Annotated in this window: 12 protein-coding genes; 8 read left to right on the forward strand and 4 right to left on the reverse strand. The window is 72.6% G+C overall.

Translation table 11 applies throughout. The annotated features are described in order from the left end of the window. Nucleotides 1–313: 313 nt before the first annotated feature. The gene (locus AB0F82_RS09335; protein ID WP_356812446.1) at nt 314–892 is read left to right on the forward strand and encodes a hypothetical protein; all 579 of its coding nucleotides are present in this window, start codon (nt 314–316) and stop codon (nt 890–892) included. Here AB0F82_RS09335 and AB0F82_RS09340 read toward each other — a convergent pair. Next, entirely contained in the window at nt 882–2,150 is a 1,269-nt protein-coding gene (locus AB0F82_RS09340; protein WP_362625242.1) for a helix-turn-helix transcriptional regulator, read from the reverse strand. The genes AB0F82_RS09335 and AB0F82_RS09340 overlap by 11 nt on opposite strands. Nucleotides 2,151–2,319: 169 nt before the next feature. Here AB0F82_RS09340 and AB0F82_RS09345 point away from each other — a divergent pair, with 169 nt between their 5' ends. From AB0F82_RS09345 to AB0F82_RS09365, 5 genes are all read left to right on the forward strand, one after another. Then, the gene (locus tag AB0F82_RS09345) at nt 2,320–3,561 is read left to right on the forward strand and encodes an MFS transporter (RefSeq protein WP_362625244.1); all 1,242 of its coding nucleotides are present in this window, start codon (nt 2,320–2,322) and stop codon (nt 3,559–3,561) included. A gap of 78 nt (nt 3,562–3,639) precedes the next feature. Continuing rightward, nucleotides 3,640–4,881, forward strand: a complete 1,242-nt coding sequence (locus AB0F82_RS09350) for an aldehyde dehydrogenase family protein (protein WP_356812449.1) — start codon at nt 3,640–3,642, stop codon at nt 4,879–4,881. After that, entirely contained in the window at nt 4,878–6,602 is a 1,725-nt protein-coding gene (locus AB0F82_RS09355; RefSeq protein WP_362625246.1) for a thiamine pyrophosphate-binding protein, read from the forward strand. Before AB0F82_RS09350 ends, AB0F82_RS09355 begins: the two co-directional genes overlap by 4 nt. Before the next feature lie 25 nt (nt 6,603–6,627). Next, complete coding sequence (locus AB0F82_RS09360; protein WP_362625248.1) at nt 6,628–7,530, forward strand: ACP S-malonyltransferase; 903 nt, start codon at nt 6,628–6,630, stop codon at nt 7,528–7,530. Further along, nucleotides 7,527–9,104, forward strand: a complete 1,578-nt coding sequence (locus AB0F82_RS09365) for an MFS transporter (RefSeq protein ID WP_362625250.1) — start codon at nt 7,527–7,529, stop codon at nt 9,102–9,104. Before AB0F82_RS09360 ends, AB0F82_RS09365 begins: the two co-directional genes overlap by 4 nt. A 67-nt stretch (nt 9,105–9,171) precedes the next feature. Here AB0F82_RS09365 and AB0F82_RS09370 read toward each other — a convergent pair whose 3' ends face one another. From AB0F82_RS09370 to AB0F82_RS09380, 3 genes are all read right to left on the reverse strand, one after another. After that, complete coding sequence (locus AB0F82_RS09370; RefSeq protein ID WP_362625252.1) at nt 9,172–10,401, reverse strand: cytochrome P450; 1,230 nt, start codon at nt 10,399–10,401, stop codon at nt 9,172–9,174. 107 nt (nt 10,402–10,508) lie between these two features. Beyond that, nucleotides 10,509–10,754, reverse strand: coding sequence for an acyl carrier protein (locus AB0F82_RS09375; RefSeq protein ID WP_356812455.1), 246 nt, complete (start codon nt 10,752–10,754; stop codon nt 10,509–10,511). An 84-nt stretch (nt 10,755–10,838) separates the two neighbouring features. Next, nucleotides 10,839–11,789 (reverse strand): ribonucleotide-diphosphate reductase subunit beta, encoded by a 951-nt coding sequence (locus AB0F82_RS09380; protein ID WP_356812456.1) that lies wholly within the window; start codon nt 11,787–11,789, stop codon nt 10,839–10,841. Between the two features lie 245 nt (nt 11,790–12,034). On the opposite strand from AB0F82_RS09380, the gene fabF reads away from it, so the two are divergent. Together fabF and lanKC are read left to right on the forward strand one after the other, a co-directional pair. After that, on the forward strand, nt 12,035–13,354 hold the full coding sequence (gene fabF, locus AB0F82_RS09385; RefSeq protein WP_356812457.1) for a beta-ketoacyl-ACP synthase II: 1,320 nt from the start codon (nt 12,035–12,037) through the stop codon (nt 13,352–13,354). Then, on the forward strand, nt 13,351–15,975 hold the full coding sequence (gene lanKC / locus AB0F82_RS09390) for a class III lanthionine synthetase LanKC (protein WP_362625255.1): 2,625 nt from the start codon (nt 13,351–13,353) through the stop codon (nt 15,973–15,975). The genes fabF and lanKC overlap by 4 nt, the downstream gene beginning before the upstream one ends. Nucleotides 15,976–16,197 lie beyond the last annotated feature (222 nt).

Here is a 16,197-nt window from a genome sequence, read left to right on the forward strand (position 1 = left end):
TCTCCCGTCTCGGTGCTTCGAGCTCCGGTGCCGAGCGGTTGATAAAAGAGCGCTTTGACCGAGCGCTTCTATGAATAGCCATTTCATTCCCCGATGCCGGTGCGCACCGGTTTCGGGTGACTGCAAATGAAGATGTGAGGGAAAATTGCCGGGGGATGATCTTCTCTATGACATACATCAACCTGAAAAGGATGCACGGGGATCGGATTTACCAGAGGAATGGCAGTGGCCGGACCGCCCGTACGACGTGGGTGAGGGCGAGGTCCACGTGTTCTCGGTGCTGAACGGGAGCGAATTCCCTCCCGCGGAAGACATGCCGCACCACGGTTCCGCGGGGGACGACCGGACCGTCCGGGCCCTGCTCGCCCGTCTGCTGATGCGGCCGCCGGACGACATCCGGCTCACGCGGGACGACCTGGGGCGGCAGAGATGGGACGCGGGACCGTGGGGGCTCGCGGTGTGCCGGGACGAGGGAGGGCTGCTCGTCGCTCTCGCCCGGGGGCTGTCGGTGGCGCTCAGCGCGGTCACCGTCCGGGGCTCGGTCGAGGCGGAGGCCCTGCTGCCCTTCAGCCGAACGGAGCGCGCCTTCGCGGGGGAGGCGGCGGCCGGACGGCGGCCCTTGGTCCTGGCCCGGATGTGGGCCCGCAAGGAGGCGGCGCTGCGCCTGTCAGGACGCGGAGCCTTCGCGCTCGCCGCCGAGGTGGACGTGTCGGCCGCCGGGCCGGACGGCAGGGTGGAGCTGCCCGCCTCGGGGCCGTGGGGGACGAGCGGCGTCGCGTACGTACGGGATCTGCCCGCCGCAGCGGGAACGGTGGCGGCCGTGGCGGCCTCCGCTCCCGTCCGCCGGGCGGTGTTGCGGAGACTGCGATGTCCGGAGCCCGCTACGGCATGAGCACGGCGTGCGGGTCGACGCCGGTGACGTGGCCGGGGGCGCTCAGCTCCCGCCACGTCTCCATCGCGAGCCGGACGGCGCCGGCCTTCTCGTACTCCGCGGCCGCCGCCCTGAGGTCCGCGGCCGCTGCTTCCTCCTGATCCGCCGAGCGCCGGACGCGGGCCCGGATCACCGTGCACCGGGCCCGGTCGAGCGGGTCCAGCGCGGAGGGGTCCAGCGCTTCGGCGGCCGCGGCCGCGTCGTCCGCGGAGGCGTCCGCGGACCGTACGACGGCCAGCGCCTCCAGGGCCGCGAGCCAGGTGGCGGCTGTGGACGCGGAGCCGAGCGCCTGCGCGCGCCGGACCCGCTCCAGCAGGGCTTCGGCGCTCACGTCGCCGGTGGCGAGTGCCAGCAGGGCGCGGGCCCGGTCCAGGCGGAGGCGCAGCCGGACGTCCTCCGCCCCGCCGAGCAGCTCGTCCGCCCGGGTCAGCAGGCCGAGGGCCTCGCCGCCACCGCCGAGGTGGCGGGCGCCGGCCGCCGCCCAGAGCGCACACGCGCGCAACGGCTGGGCCGCCACCGCGGGCACCTCGTCGAGCAGGGCGTCGCCGAGGCTCTTCGCGCGGTGCCACTCCCCGCTCTCCACGTACGCCGTCAGCAGCACGACCTGGGCCTGGACGCGTTCGGGCCGGCCCGCGTCGAGGCCGGCCGCGGCGCCCGAGGCCTCCTCCGCGAAGGTGACGGCGTCGGACAGGCGTCCCGTACGCCGGTAGAGGTCGGCGAGTTCGATCGCCGCCCGGGTGCGCATGAGCTGCGCGGCCGTCGTGATCGGGTCGTTCAGCAGCTCCAGCAGGGTCGCCTCGCGTTCGGCATCGGCGCCCAGGCGGTCGAGCACGGTGGCCAGTTCCCAGCGGGCCTCCCAGCGCACCTCGTCGAACCCGCCGTCGCCGGCCTGCCGGACGACGGCGTCCAACTGGCTCCGCGCCGCGGCCCAGTCCCCGGCCAGCTGGCTGGAGCGGGCCGCCACCAGCAGGCCGACCAGCTGGAGCCGGTGGGTGCGCTGCCGGTCCTGCGCCTCGGGCTCGCACAGCTCCTCCAGCGTCACGCCGAGCCGCCCGGCGATGACCTTGGCCGCCTTGAGGCTGGGGATCCGGTGACCGCTCTCCACCAGCGACACGTAGCTGGACGAGACGCCCTCGCCGGCGAGGTCCCCCTGGGACAGGCCCTGGAGGCGACGGCTTTCCCGGACGCGTTTCCCGAATGCTGGCTGCTCGATCGTCAAGGTTCGGCTCGCTGTGTGGTTGAAGGACGGATGGATATTTACGGAGTGTGACAAAGATTCTACCCGACATGGCGCGTTCCGTAAGGACGAGTGGTGCCCCCGTGCCGATTTTTGCGCATTGTTGGGGTATTCATGTAGTCACATTCGAGTCATGTTAAAGTCAATACCCATGACAATCGATGGACGGCCAGGCCGCCGCCGCCGGTGGGGCATCTATGTCCTGCTGGGGGCCGTGGCGGTCAGTTCGGTCGGCGAGGCGATGATGGTCGTCGCCGTCCCGTGGTTCGTGCTGCAGACGACCGGCAGCGTGGCGCAGACCGGAATCCTCGTCGCCCTGGGTGCCGTCGCCTCGGGAACCGTCGGATTCGTTTCCGGCCCCCTGGTGGACCGTTGGGGATTCCGGGCGACGGCGGTGCTCTCCTATGCGGTCGGCGGTATCGGAGCGGCGTGCATTCCGGTCGTGCACGCGCTGGAGATGCTGAACTTCCCCGTCCTCGCGGCACTCGTCGTGGCCGCCAACGTGCTGGACATCCCCGCCTCCGCGGCCGTCACCGGTCTGGTGCCCGAGCTGTCCGCGGATGCGGACATGCCGCTGGAGCGGGGCAACGCGCTGCTCAGCGGAGTCCACCAGGTCGCCCAGTTGTGCGGGCCTCCCCTGGGCGGAGCCGCCGTCGCCCTCCTCGGGGTCGCCGACGTCCTGCTCATCGACGCGGCGGCCTGCCTCCTGGCGGCGGTCCTGATCCTCGGCTGCATCGCGGCCGGCCGGGCCGGGAGCCGGGGCGTACGGGCTGCGGATACCTACCTGGCCGAGTTGCGCTCGGGGCTGCGCACACTGCGCGAGCACCGGCTGCTGCGGGCCATGGCGGTGTCCGGGACCGCCTTCAACGGCCTGGACAGCGGACTGGCCGGCGTGGTCCTGGTGACGTACGCCTACCAGCACCTGGGGAGCGCCGCGGGCCTGGGCGTCCTGCTCACCGCCTTCGGGCTGGGGGCGGTGGCCGGCACGGTGGGCTACGCCGTCGCCGGGCACCGGCTCGGAGCCCGCCGGGTGTACCTCGGCTCGGGCTTCGCGGTGGCCCTGTCGATCGGCGCGCTCGCCGCCCTGCCCTCCCTCGCCGTCGGTGCCGTGGTGCTCGCGCTGCTCGGCGCCTTCGCCGCCCCGGTGGGTCCGGTTCGCACCGGTGTGCTCCAGCGCAGCGTTCCGCGTGAGCAGTACGGGCGGGTGACGGCCGCGGTCGACACGGCCGGGCTGGTGGCCGTTCCGCTCGGGGCCTCCCTGACGGTGGTGCTCGTGGGCGCCGCCGGCCTGCGCCCGACGATCGTCACGCTCGCCTGCGCCTACCTGCTGGTGGTCTGCTGCTGCTGGGCGGCGCCCGCGCTGCGGGGCATGCGGGCCGACCAGCAGCCATGACAACCATGACTGAACTTGACAATCAATGACAAGGGGTTGACGCTGACTCTCCATGGACTCCGCCCCGAGGAGGGATACATGAGCTCCGCTCCCGCCTGGCCGACCGCTCTCGACGAGCCGGTGCAGGTCCCCGACCCCGGACGCCTGGAGGCACTCCGAGCCGTCCGGGACTTCCTGGCCGGCGACCCCGGCGCCGTCCACGACCTGCTCTGCGAGATCTCCACGCACCGCGCCGCCGGATACGAGATCGAGGCGACCATCGCCACGCTCGACGGCGCGCTCGCCGAGTTCGAGACGTACCGGCCGGGCCGGGTCCCGCGACTGGCGGTCTACATGCCGTCCAACGTCGTCCTGTACTCGTACGCCCTGTACCTGCTGGTGCCCGCCCTCTACGCGGACCGGCTGGTCTTCCGCCCCTCCAGTCAGGTCAAGGACCAGATGGGCAGGCTGCACCGGCTGCTCGCCGCGCACCACGGGCTGCCGATCGAACTGACCAATGCCAGCCAGCGCGAATTCCTGCGTGAGCACGTCCGGCCGGCCGACGTCGTCGTCTTCACCGGCGCCTACCGCAACGCCGAGCAGATCAGGCCCCAACTGTCCCCGGGCCAGCTGTTCCTGTTCCTCGGCTCCGGGGTCAACCCCTTCGTCGTCGCCCCGGGCGCCGACCTCGCCAGGGCGGCCCGGGACGCCGTGGAGATCCGGATGCACAACGCCGGCCAGGACTGCCTGGGCCCGGACCTGTTCTGCGTCCAGGAGGACCTGCTCGACGAGTTCCTCGACCTTCTCGTCACCGAGCTCAAGGCCCTGCGCTACGGGCCCTACACCGATCCGGACGCCGATTACGGGCCCGTCTTCTACGACGGCGCGCTGGAGGAGGCCGCTCAGTTCCTGGCCCGCAACCGCCGCAACATCGTCCACGGCGGTCATGTCGACTTCCGCGAGCGGCGGATGGAGCCCACCGTCGTCGTCGGCGAGGAGGTGACCCCGCGCACCCCGGTGCCGGAGTTCTTCGCGCCTGTCTTCAACGTCGTCGGCTACCGGGACCCGGAGGTCCTGGCGGCCACCCTCACCACCGCGGTGTTCACCGAACGGGCCCTCGGATCCAGCGTGTACGGCGACGCACCCGCCCTGGCCGACGCCCTGCGCCGGCGCACCACCGTCACCGTCGACACCACCCTGCTGTCCATCGACGACGGCAACGCGCCCTTCGGCGGATACGGGCGGATGGCCAACTACATCACCGACGGCACGCAGATGTGGACCGAGCCGGTCCTCGTCTCCAAGGCCGTCGCCGAGCACCTCCCGGCGGCCGGCCGATGAACGACCGCAGCTACCCCAGCGCTTGGCACGCCGTCGCCGACCATCTGCACCACCTCGGCACCGGCGCTGTCTTCGGCCTGCCCGGCGACGACATGGACCTCCTGGCCGCCCTGGAGGGCACCGACACCCGGTTCGTCCTCTGCCGCGACCAGCGCAACGCCCTGTTCATGGCGACCGGTTACGCCCTCGCCTCTGGGCGGCCCGGCATCTGCGCGGTGGGCAAGGGCCCCGCCCTGACCAACACCCTCACGGGGGTCCTGGAGGCGGCCTCCGCCGCCGCGCCCGTCGTCCTCATCGCCGGGGGCACCGCCCTGGACCGGCTGGGTACGGGGGCCTTCCAGGAGCTCGACCAGCTCGCCGCGGTGCGGCCGTACGTCAAGTGGGCGGCGCGGGTGGACCACGCCGACCGCCTGGCGGGCGTACTGGAGAAGGCGGTCACCATCGCCGTCAACGGCACGCCCGGCCCCGTGTACGTCGAGATCGCGGAACAGGCGGCCGGGGAACCGGTCACCCGCGTCGGCCCCTGGCGGCAGGCGGCCCCGCAGCGGCAGACCCCGGACCCCGACGTCCTGCGGACCACCGCCGACGCCATCGCCGCGGCCCGGCGGCCCCTGCTGCTGGTCGGCGGCGGCGCCCGCCACCGCAACTCCGGCCGCCTGTTGGAGGCCTTCGCCGACCGGATCGGCGCCGGCATCTTCACCACCGCCTCCGGCCGGGGCACGGTCGACGAGGACCACCCGCTCTTCTGCGGAGTGTCGGGCCTCTACACGGTGGCCCCCGCCGACCGGCTGTGGCGCGAGACCGACCTGGTGATCGCGCTCGGCAGCCGGCTGGAGGAGACGGCGACCTTCGGCTGGCCGGACGCCGCCGGGCTCCCGGTGATCCAGGTGGTGACGGGAGAGGAGAGCCTCGTCACCGGAAGGCCGGGCACCGGTGTGCTGGGTGATGTCGGACGGACCGTCGAGGCCTGGTCGCGGCTGCTGGACGGGCATGCGGCCGACACCGCCTGGACCGGACGGGTCCGTGCCGTACGGGAGGCCCACGCCGTACGCGCGGCCGAGCGGGCGGCCGCCGCGGACGCGGCGGCCGACGCCGCCGGGCCGGCCGCGGGCGTGCCGGTGGCGCGCGTGCTGTCCGCCCTCGCCGACGCCGTTCCCGAGACCCGCGTCCTCGTCCAGGAGAACGGCCTGCAGGACATGTGGTCGTACTTCTACCCCCACTGGAGCTGCGGGGCCCTCGGCGGGTCCGTCGTGCCCAGCGAACAGACCCCGCTCGGCTTCGGCGCCGCGGCTGCCGTGGGCGTCGCCCTGGCCGAGCCGGAACGGCCCGTGGTGGCCGTGGTCGGCGACGGCGCCTTCAACCTCTTCCGCTCCGAACTGCCCACCGTCGCCGACGCGGGCGTGGCCGTGCTGTACGTGGTCCTCGACAACGGCGGCTACGGGTGGCTCCAGACCAACCTGGACCGGGTGTCGGGCACCGGCTCGCGGTTCGCCTTCACCGCCGACCGCCCGACCGGATCCGAGGGCCTGGCCCACGCGTACGGACTCGGATACTGGCGCCTCGACAACCCCGGCGATCTCCACGGCGTCCTCCTCAAGGCGTGGCAGTACTGCGAGGAGAACAACACAGCAGGGGTGGTCGAGGTGGGGGTGTCCCTCGCCGACAGCCCTCCGGGAACCTCCGGGGCGAACGGCGACTTCCCGCTGCGTGAGGACGAATGAACGACTGCGAGACAAGGATGAGGCAATGGCCGTAGCGCTCTTCTTCCCCGGGCTCATTCCCACCCGATTCGACGCGATCAGCGAGTTCGTCACCACGAACGACCACGCCAGACGCAGGTTCGCCGAGGCGGACGAGGTGTTGGGCTACTCCCTCGCCGACGCCTACCGCGAGGCGTCGATCTACGAGTGGGAGGTGTTCGAGACGGGGTTCATGGCACTCACCCTCGCCCTCGCCGACTGCGCGCAGGACCGCCACGGCGGCCGGCCCGCCGTCTGCGGCGGGCAGAGCTTCGGCGCCTTCATGGCCGCCGTCTGGGCCGGGGCCCTGACCTACCCGGACGCGCTGGAGCTGATCCGGCGCAGCGTAGCCGTCGAGACGGACTACTTCGACTCGCTGAAGGAGCCGATGGGCTGCCACTTCTTCTACCGGCTGCCGCACGACACGGTGCAACGGCTCGTCGAGGAGACACGCGCACGCGGTGAGTGGATCGAGCTGTCGGTGGTCCTGGACGAGGAGGTCCACGCGGTGTCCGCGTCGCTGCGCTCCCTGGAGCGTTTCGAGCAGCGGGTCCGCGAGGAGGGGGGTTTCCCCTTCTACACGATGAACCGCGCCGAGCACTGCTCCGCCGTCTCCGGGCTGCGCGAGCGCCTGCACGACGAGGTCTACGGCACCGTGCCGTGGAACGCCCCGGCGATACCGGTCCTGTCCGACGTCGACGGGCGGCTCCTGACCGACCCCGAGGAGATCAAGCAGGACCTGCTGGACGGCTGGACCACCCCCGTGCACTGGCAGACCATCCTGCGGGGCCTGCACGCGGCGGCGGTCGACGAGGTGTGGATCCCGGGCCCGCGCAACATGTTCGCGCGGATCACCAACAAGTCCATCCCCACCCGGGTGATCACCCCGAAGACGGCGCTCGAAGCGTGAGCGCCGGGACGAAGACGCCGACGGACCCGGCAGGGCGCCGGGTCCTGTCGGCGGCGCTGTTCGCGAGCGCCCCGGCCGAGGTGCTCGACTTCCTGCTGCCGCTGTGGGCCGGGTCGACGTTGCAGGCCGGAGCGTCCGTGGTGGGCGCCCTCATCGCCTTCGAGGCGGTGCTGTCGCTGATCGTGCGCCCCTTGGCCGGGGAACTGGCCGACCGCTTCGACCAGCGGCGGGTGGCCGCGGCCGGCGCGGGCCTGTACGCCCTGTCGTTCGCGGGGTACGCGCTCGCCGACTCCCTCCCGGTGGCCTTCGCCGCCGCGGGACTGGGCGGCGCGGGCGGCGCGCTGTTCTGGGTCGCCCTGCGGGCCTGGACCGGGCAGGAGGCACGGGACGGCGACGGCACCGCCGCCTACGGGAAGCTGCTCTCCGCGGAGGGCCAAGGTGCTTTCGTCGGATACCTGGTGGCGTTCTCCCTGCTGGAACGGACCGGCTACCCGGTGCTGTTCTGGCTGGGCGCCGCCGCCTGCGTGCTGGCCATGGTTCTGCTGCTGCGCGGGCCGGGCAGAGCGCCGGCCCGACCGGGCGCGGAGGCCCTGGAGGCGGAGGGGCCGCTGCGGCGCGGGACGGCGGAGCGCCGGCTGCTGCCGCTGATGGTGGTGTCCGCGGTGACGGCCGCCGCCGAGGCCGGGCTGTGGATGCTGTTGCTGCTGCGGCTGCAGGGGGACCTGGGGCTGTCGCCCAACGCGATCGCGCTGGTCTTCGCCCCCGGCTTCGTGGTGTTCGTGCTGCTCCCGGAGCACGCCCACCACCTCACCGGCCGGCTGGGCCGGACCCCGACCATGGTCGCGTCGTTCGCGGCGGGCGCGCTGTTCGCCGCCGGGCTGGCGGTCGTCTCCACACCGCTCGCGATCGCCGCGTTCTGGACCGTGGCCGCCGCCTGTTTCGCGGCGCAGATCCCCGTGGAGCAGGCGACGGTGGCCGCCGCGTCCGGAGGCCGGATCGGCCGGGGCATGGGCCTCTACGAGACCGCGCGCCTGGCCGGTGTGGTGGTCGGCCCGCTGGTGATGGGGGTGCTCTACGAGGAACTCGGCTGGGTCGCCGCCTGCGCGGCGGCAGCCGCCACCTCCGCGGTGGGGGCGGTCGTGGTGCCGTTCGCGGTCCGCGTCCTGCGCCTGCCGCCGGAGGAGAACAAGGCCGGGACAGCGGCTCCGGCCGGAGCAGGGGCCGGGGCCGGGCCGGAGACAGTACACATGACAGAGGACGGAGAAGACATGGACACGAGCAAGCCGGAACCGGCGCAGCCTTCGGCGGAGCCCGCCCTGGGGCCGAAGGAGCACGCCCGCAAGGAGCGCCGGGACTGGTACATCCACACGGCCGCGTTCGCGCTGGGGCAGCTGGTCCTGTGGGCCCTGGACTCCAGTTGGCTCGTATGGCAGATCACGGACGGCAGCGTGCCCGACGACCAGCGCGGGCCGCTGGTCTGGCTGGGCCGGATCTGGCTGACCATCTGGGTGATCGACACCCTCTGGTCGTGGTCCTACACCATCTGGCCGCGGGAGAAGAAGGCGAAGTCGTAGTTTTGCCGGACGGCGTCGCGTGTGGTCGGCCCGGGGCTTGCCGCCCCGGGCCGGCGGCCGTGCGGGCTCACTTCAGCTCCAGCGGGAGCCGGTCGTAGCCGCGCAGCGAGGTGACGCGCGTACGGGTCAGCGCCGTGCCGGCGCGGGCGATGTGCGGGAAGCGGGCCAGCAGCCGGGGGAAGACGACCTGGGCCTCCAGCCTGGCGAGGGCGGCGCCCAGGCAGTAGTGCGCGCCCGCGCCGAAGCTGAGCGAGCCGGACACCGGCCGGCCCGGCAGGAAGGTGTCGGGTGACTCGTACCGCTCGGGGTCGCGGTTCGCCCCGGCGAGCAGGGCCACGACCTGGGTCCCCTTCTCGATGCGTACGCCGTTCAGTTCGGTGTCCTCGCCGGTCCAGCGCGAGGCGATCTGGATGGGCGGGGTGAAGCGCAGCATCTCGTCGACCCAGGCGGCGACGTTGTCCGGCTCACCGCGCAGGCGGGCGAGGAGCCCGGGGTGGTCAAGGAGGGTGGCCGTGCCGTTGCCGATGAGGTTGCTCGTCGTCTCGTAGCCCGCGGAGTACAGCAGGACCAGGTTGGCGAGCAGTTCGCGGTGGGTGAGCCGGTCGCCGTCCGCGTCGCGGACCGCGATGAGCGTGCTCACCATGTCCTCGCGCGGATCGGCCTGCCGCTCGGCCACCAGCGCGCCCAGGCGGTCCCACAGTTCGGCGGTCGCCGCGTCGGCGCGCTCCAGGTCGGGGCCGAGGAGGTTGTGCTCGATGGCGGAGGTGATGTCCCGTACCCGCGGGCCGAACCAGGCCCGGTCCTCCTCGGGAATGCCGAGCAGTTCCCCGATGACGGTGATGGGCAGCGGCAGGGCGAGCCGTTCCATCAGGTCGACCGGGCCCGTGGAGGCGTGTCCGGCGAGGTCTTCCAGCAGGGCGTCGGTCAGCCGTTCCACCGCCGGCCGCAGTCCCTCCACGCGGCGCGGGGTGAAGGCGCGGCTGACCAGGCGCCGCAGCCGCTCGTGGTGGGGCGAGTTCTGATTGACCATCTCGCCCATGAGGGAGTGGACGGCCAGGTGCTCGGGGCCCTCGGGCCACGTGCGGGCGATCCATTCGTCGTCCTCGACCCGGAAGAGGGGATCGCGCAGCACCCGGTCGCAGTCGGCGTAGCGGGTGACGACCACGGTCCCGTCGGGCAGCCGGGCCACGGGGGCCCGCTCGCGGAGCACCGCGTAGAGGGGGTAGGGGTCGGGGCAGCCGAGCGGGCTGAACAGGGCGCGAAGGGCGCGGCGTACCTGGACCCGGTCGTCGCTCATGGTGCCTCCTGGCCCCGGGCTCGTACGGGCGAGTCCGGAAGTGGGTGGATGCGCCGCTCCGGCCCCGGGTCGGGGCGGGCCGAAGCAGCGGCGGGAGGAACGGGCAGTCAGCCGGCCAGCTGCTTCTCGATCCGGATGACGATGTCGCAGACCAGCCGGAGCTCCTTCAGCTCCTCCTCGGGCAGGCTCACCCCGAAGCGCTCCTCGGCGGCGACGATGACCTCGACCATCGCCAGGGAGTCGACGTCGAGGTCGTCGATGAAGGACTTCTCCTCGGTCACGTCGGCCGGCTCCACGTCGGCGACCTCGTTCAGGATCTCGGCGAGGCCGGAGATGATTTCTTCACGCGTCATGGCGGTTACCTCTCTTGGGGTGTGTGGATGTGGCGGTGAGGGCTGGGGAGCGCGGGGCGGCGGTGGACGGCGCGCGGTGGCGGCTCAGCGGTCCTCTTCGGCGGCCGGCTTCGGCGCGGAGAGGTCGACGACGTGGTCGGCGAACTTCTTCTCGATGCCGATGAGCCGCAGTTGGCGGTACAGGCTCTCGATGCCGAGCTGCTTCATGGTGAGCCCCTGCGGGGCCGAGTCCGCCTCGCCGCCCTCCTCGATGTTGAGGGCGATCGGCGCGGCGAGCTCGATGATCTCGCGGATGTCGTCGCCGTAGCCCTCCTGCACGCCCTGGCGCAGCGCGTGCAGGCCGAAGCTGACGTGCCGGGACTCGTCGCGGCACATCGCCGTGAAGCCGGCCTTCAGTCCGGCGAGCAGCGGGATGCCGTGCAGGGAGTTCACGATGGCCCGCTGGCCGACGAGGGCCAGGACGCCCTCGGTGATCAGGTGGAAGAGAGCCACCGCGCGCAGCCAGCGACGGTAGTCCGAGGGGTGCTGCTGCAGCTCCCGGATGATCTCGGTCTCGACGCGGCTGAGTTCCTGGTGGGCCGGCGTGACCATGTTCCACGCCTGCACCAGCATCCGCTTGGGGTCGGGGTCCAGGCCGAGGAGCTCTTCGCCGAGGCGCAGCATCAGCTGCGTGTGGCGGGTCTCGTCGGCGATCTGCGTACCGAGGTAGAGGTGGTCGCGCTCCTCGGGGGCTCCGGTGAGGATCGGCCCCAGGAGGTCGAGACCGGTGTACTCGCCGATGATGAAGGTGGCGATGGACTCCTCGATCATCCTGCGCGCGGCCTTCGGGAGCCGCTTGTCGAAGTCCTCGCGGTCCGGGCCGAGTTCGATGGCCTGGGCCGACCACTGCTGCTTCTCCCAGCGCTCGTAGAGAGCCTGTGGCTGTGGCTGCTGTTCGGTGACGAGGTCGGCGTGCCGAAGGACGTCCTGCAGAGGGAGCTTCGGCATCTCGCCGAGCGAGGCGTCGTCGAGCAACAGTGTGCTCCAGCGCGGCATATCAACTCTCCATGACTCTTGAGTCAAGTTCATGACTATCCATGAATTCGACAGTGAACAGCATGCATGGCGCATCGTCAACGCGAACGAGTGGCCGGGGTGGAGTCCCCGAGATTCGCCCAGTCATGTTTCTTGACTCGCGAGTCGAGAGTGTGTCAATGTTTGGTCATCGCCCCGGCGGGCCGCCCAACAGGCCCCCGCAGAAGGGTGGTTGCAGCTCACGGCAATCAGGGAGGGAGGCGGACATGACGCAGACACGGGCTCGTGCCCTGGAACGCCGCGTGGTGATCACCGGCAGCGGCGTCGTCTCCCCCATCGGTTGCACCACCGAGGAGTTCTGGGCCGCGGCCACCGCCGGGCGCAGCGGGATCCGCACCATCACCCGCTATGACGGGGACACCCTTCCGACCCGGTTCGCCGGCGAGGTCGTGGACTTCGATCCGAAGCCGTACATGCCCAACAAGCAGGGCCGCCGACTCGACCGGTACGCCCAGTTCGCCCTCGCCGCCGCCCTCCAGGCGGTGCGGCAGGCCGGGCTGGAGGTCGACGGGGAACTCGCCGTCCGGACCGCCGTCCTGGTGGGCTCCGGCTACGGCCCGGGCCAGCTCATGCAGTCGGCCATCCACGATCTGCGCGACCACGGGCGGCGCCGGATGACCCCGTACCTCGCCTCCAGCGGTTCGCTGGACAGCGCGGCGGGCGAGATCGCCTTCCGGCTCGGCGCACGGGGCCCCTCCGGCGCAACCGCCACCGCCTGCGCGACCGGCGCCACCTGCATCGGTGACGCGATGCGCATGATCCGCCACGGCTATGCGGACGTCGTCATCGCCGGCGGGGCCGACGACGCGGTCAACCCGCTCGACCTCGCCGCCGCCGCCAACGCCGGTGCGCTCTCCCGCCGCGACGACGACCCCGGCCGTGCCAGCCGTCCCTTCGACCGGGCCCGGGACGGGTTCGTCATGGGCGCCGGCGCGGGCATCGTCGTCCTGGAATCCGCCGAGCACGCCCACCGCCGCGGCGCCACCGTACTGGCCGAACTGGCGGGCTACGGCGCGACCACCGACGCCTACCACTCGACCCATCCCCACCCCGAGGGCCTCGCCGCCCGGCAGGCCATGACCGATGCCCTGGACGACGCGGGAGTGCGGCCCGAGGACATCGACCACATCTCCGCCCACGGCACCGGCACCCAGCTCAACGACCGCATCGAGAGCGCCTCGATCCGCGCCGTGTTCGGGCGCCACGCCCTGCGCGTCCCCATCAGCTCGCTCAAGTCGATGACCGGCCACATGATCGGCGCCGCGGGTGCGGTCGAGCTGATCGCTGCGGTCCACACGATCCGCGACGGGATCGTGCCGCCGACCGTGAACTGCGACGACCCCGAGGACACGGAGCTGGACTACGTGCCCCACACCGCGCGTCCCCACGCCGTGCGCACCGTCCTCAGCAACTCGTTCGGATTCGGCGGGCACAACGCCGTGCTCGTGCTCCGGGCCCCCTCCGGCCAGTCCCGGCCGCCGTCGCAGTCCCCGTCGATGCCGGAGCCCCAGGGAGGAGAGCGATGACCAGCACGAGGCCGCAGCCCGAGGAGTACTGCCAGGCCAGCCGCGTCTTCTACGACATCGCCGGCCGCCACAACGAGGACGACACCTCCTGGTTCACCCAGACCGGCGCCCCGGCCCACGAGGGCTTCGAGCGCCGCGAGATGGACGTGTGGATCGTGCACACGCCGGTCGGCCACGTCATGCCGCAGCAGGGCTGGAAGATCCACATCTCCGGGCTGCCGGACAACGCCCGGCGCATCGTGGACGCCGCCTGGGACTACTGCACCCGCGAGGGACTGCCGTTCAAGTTCCTGCGCAGCGTGGACGTGCTGACCACCCACAGCCTCAAGTACGCCCCGCGCTCCTCCAGCGGCAAGCTGGTGACGATCTACCCGAGCGACGAGCACCAGCTGCGCCGCGCCCTGGAAGAGCTGGGCGGCCTCCTCGACGGTGAGGCGGGCCCCTACATCCTCACCGACCTGCGCTGGAACGCCGGGCCGCTGCACGTGCGCTACGGCGGCTTCGTCGCCCGGTGGTGCACCGACGAGGACGGCTCTCCCGTCGCGGCGATCGAACGCCCCGACGGCACCCTGGTCCCCGACCGGCGCCGTCCCGTGTTCGAGGTGCCCGAGTGGATCCAGCTGCCCTCCTTCCTGGCCGAGCAGCTCGCGGCCCGCGAGGCGAGCGGCTCCGCCTCGGACTTCCCCTACCGGGTCGAGCGCGCCCTGCACTTCTCCAACGGCGGCGGCGTCTACCTGGCGAAGGACGCCGAAGGGCGGCAGGTCGTCCTCAAGGAGGGCCGCCCCCACGCGGGCCTCGACGGCCGCGGCAGGGACGCGGTGACCCGTCTGGCGCGGGAGCGCCGGGCCATGGAACACCTCGCCGGCATCCCCGGCATCCCGGCCCTGTACGAGCACCGCGTCGTGTGGGAGCACCACTTCCTCGCCGTGGAGCACCTGGAGGGCGACACCCTGCAGGGCTGGCTGGCCCGGCACTACCCAATGACCAAGGCCGGACCGACCGACGGCGAACTCACCGCCTACGCCCACCGGGCGCAGGCCGTGGCCGACCGCATCGAGCGGCTCGTGGCCCAGGTGCACGCCCGCGGCATGATCTTCGGTGACCTGCACCCGGCGAACATCCTCATCGACGACGAGGACCGCGTCGCACTGGTGGACTTCGAACTCGCCGTCCCCGTCGAGGAGGCGGACCGGCTCGGCCTCGGCCACCCCGGATTCGCCGGAGCCGGACGCACCGGCTTCGACATCGACCGGCACGCCCTGGCCGCCCTGCGCCTGTGGCTGCTGTTCCCGCTCACCGGGCTGAACGAGCTCGACCCGGGACGCGGCGTGCGGCAGGCGGACATCGCCGAGAAGCGGTTCGCCCTGCCCGCCGGCAGCCTGGACGCCGTACGCCGTGAACTGGCCCCCGGCGAGCAGGCACGCGACCGGGTGCCGCCCGTGCTCCGCGAGGCGCTGAGCGTGGAGCTCGACGAGACGCGGCCGGACTGGGCTGCCGTACGGAAGTCCCTGGCGGAAGCCGTCCTGCTCTCGGCCACCCCCGAGCGCGGCGACCGGCTCTTCCCCGGCGACGTACGGCAGTTCCTCACCGACGGACTGGGCCTCGCCCACGGTGCGGCGGGCGTCCTGTGGGCGCTGCACACCTCGGGTGCGGGGCGCTTCCCCGAGCACGAGGAGTGGCTGATCAAGGCCGCCGACCGGCGGCCGCCGTCGCGGCCGGGTCTCTACGACGGGGCGCACGGAGTCGCCCACGTCCTGCGGGAGTTCGGCCACCTGGACGCCGCCGAGCGACTGCTGGCACGAAGTGCGCAGGCCGTCGGGCCGCTGCGCGACCTGAGCCTGCAGCGCGGCACCGCCGGCATCGGCCTCGACCTGCTGGAGGCCGCCGCCCGCACGGGCGGAGGCGACCACTTCCGCCGCGCCCTGGGCCTGGCCGACCGGATGGCCGACGCGATCGCCCTGGGCACCGCCCCGGGCATCACGGCCGGCCCCGGCCGGGGCAGCCGGGCCGGGCTGCTGCGCGGCTGGTCCGGGCCCGCCCTGTTCTTCCTGCGGCTGTACGAGGACACGGCGGACACGGCCCACCTCGACCTGGCGGTCCGGGCACTCCACCACGACCTCGACCTGTGTGCGCCGGCCGAGGACGGCTCGCTCCAGGTCGACGGCGGATTCCGTTCGCTGCCGTACCTGGAAGTGGGCAGCGCGGGCATCGCACTGGTCGCGGACCAGGTCCTCGCCCACCGCCGGGACGCCCGGCTGGAGCGGGCACTGCCGCTCCTGGTGCGGGCGGCCGAGCCCGAGTTCACCATCGAGCCGCACCTGTTCGGCGGCCGGGCCGGCCTGCTGGCGACGCTCGCCTCGCTGCGCACCCGCAGCGCGGGAACGGCACCCGGGACGGCCGTGGCGCGGCACCTGTCGCGACTGCACTGGCACGCGCTGTCCTACCGCGGCCACCTCGCCTTCCCCGGCGAGCAGCTGCGCAGGCTCTCGATGGACCTGGCCACCGGCAGCCCCGGCATCCTGCTGGCCCTCACCGCGGCACTCGACGGACGGCGGGACTTCCTGCCCTTCCTGGCGCCGCGCACGGACCGCCCCACCGGCGTGGACCACCACGCCCCCTGAGCTCCGGACGGCATCAGCCGACCGGTTGTCCACTGACCCCGATACATCGGAGAGGAGGAAACATCATGTCGATCGTTCTCGACCTGCAGGGCCTTGAGGTCCCCGCCGAGGAGACCACGCGCGTCGCCAGCACCGCCAGCAACCACTGCTGAACGAGCTGAGCAGCTCCGGTGCCCGCCCTTCCGGGCGGGCCCCGGAGCTCGTCCATTTCCACGGTTTCCA

The sequence above is a fragment of the Streptomyces virginiae genome, from assembly GCF_040638905.1.
Taxonomy (GTDB): Bacteria; Actinomycetota; Actinomycetes; order Streptomycetales; family Streptomycetaceae; genus Streptomyces; species Streptomyces virginiae_B.

Bases quoted from the DNA above. Each gene is read 5' to 3' on its own strand.
- AB0F82_RS09335 (WP_356812446.1), top strand. From the start codon at position 314: ATGCCGCACCACGGTTCCGCGGGGGACGACCGGACCGTCCGGGCCCTG.
- AB0F82_RS09345 (WP_362625244.1), top strand. From the start codon at position 2,320: ATGACAATCGATGGACGGCCAGGCCGCCGCCGCCGGTGGGGCATCTAT.
- AB0F82_RS09350 (WP_356812449.1), top strand. From the start codon at position 3,640: ATGAGCTCCGCTCCCGCCTGGCCGACCGCTCTCGACGAGCCGGTGCAG.
- AB0F82_RS09355 (WP_362625246.1), top strand. From the start codon at position 4,878: ATGAACGACCGCAGCTACCCCAGCGCTTGGCACGCCGTCGCCGACCAT.
- AB0F82_RS09360 (WP_362625248.1), top strand. From the start codon at position 6,628: ATGGCCGTAGCGCTCTTCTTCCCCGGGCTCATTCCCACCCGATTCGAC.
- AB0F82_RS09370 (WP_362625252.1), bottom strand. From the start codon at position 10,401: ATGAGCGACGACCGGGTCCAGGTACGCCGCGCCCTTCGCGCCCTGTTC.
- AB0F82_RS09375 (WP_356812455.1), bottom strand. From the start codon at position 10,754: ATGACGCGTGAAGAAATCATCTCCGGCCTCGCCGAGATCCTGAACGAG.
- AB0F82_RS09380 (WP_356812456.1), bottom strand. From the start codon at position 11,789: ATGCCGCGCTGGAGCACACTGTTGCTCGACGACGCCTCGCTCGGCGAG.
- fabF (WP_356812457.1), top strand. From the start codon at position 12,035: ATGACGCAGACACGGGCTCGTGCCCTGGAACGCCGCGTGGTGATCACC.
- lanKC (WP_362625255.1), top strand. From the start codon at position 13,351: ATGACCAGCACGAGGCCGCAGCCCGAGGAGTACTGCCAGGCCAGCCGC.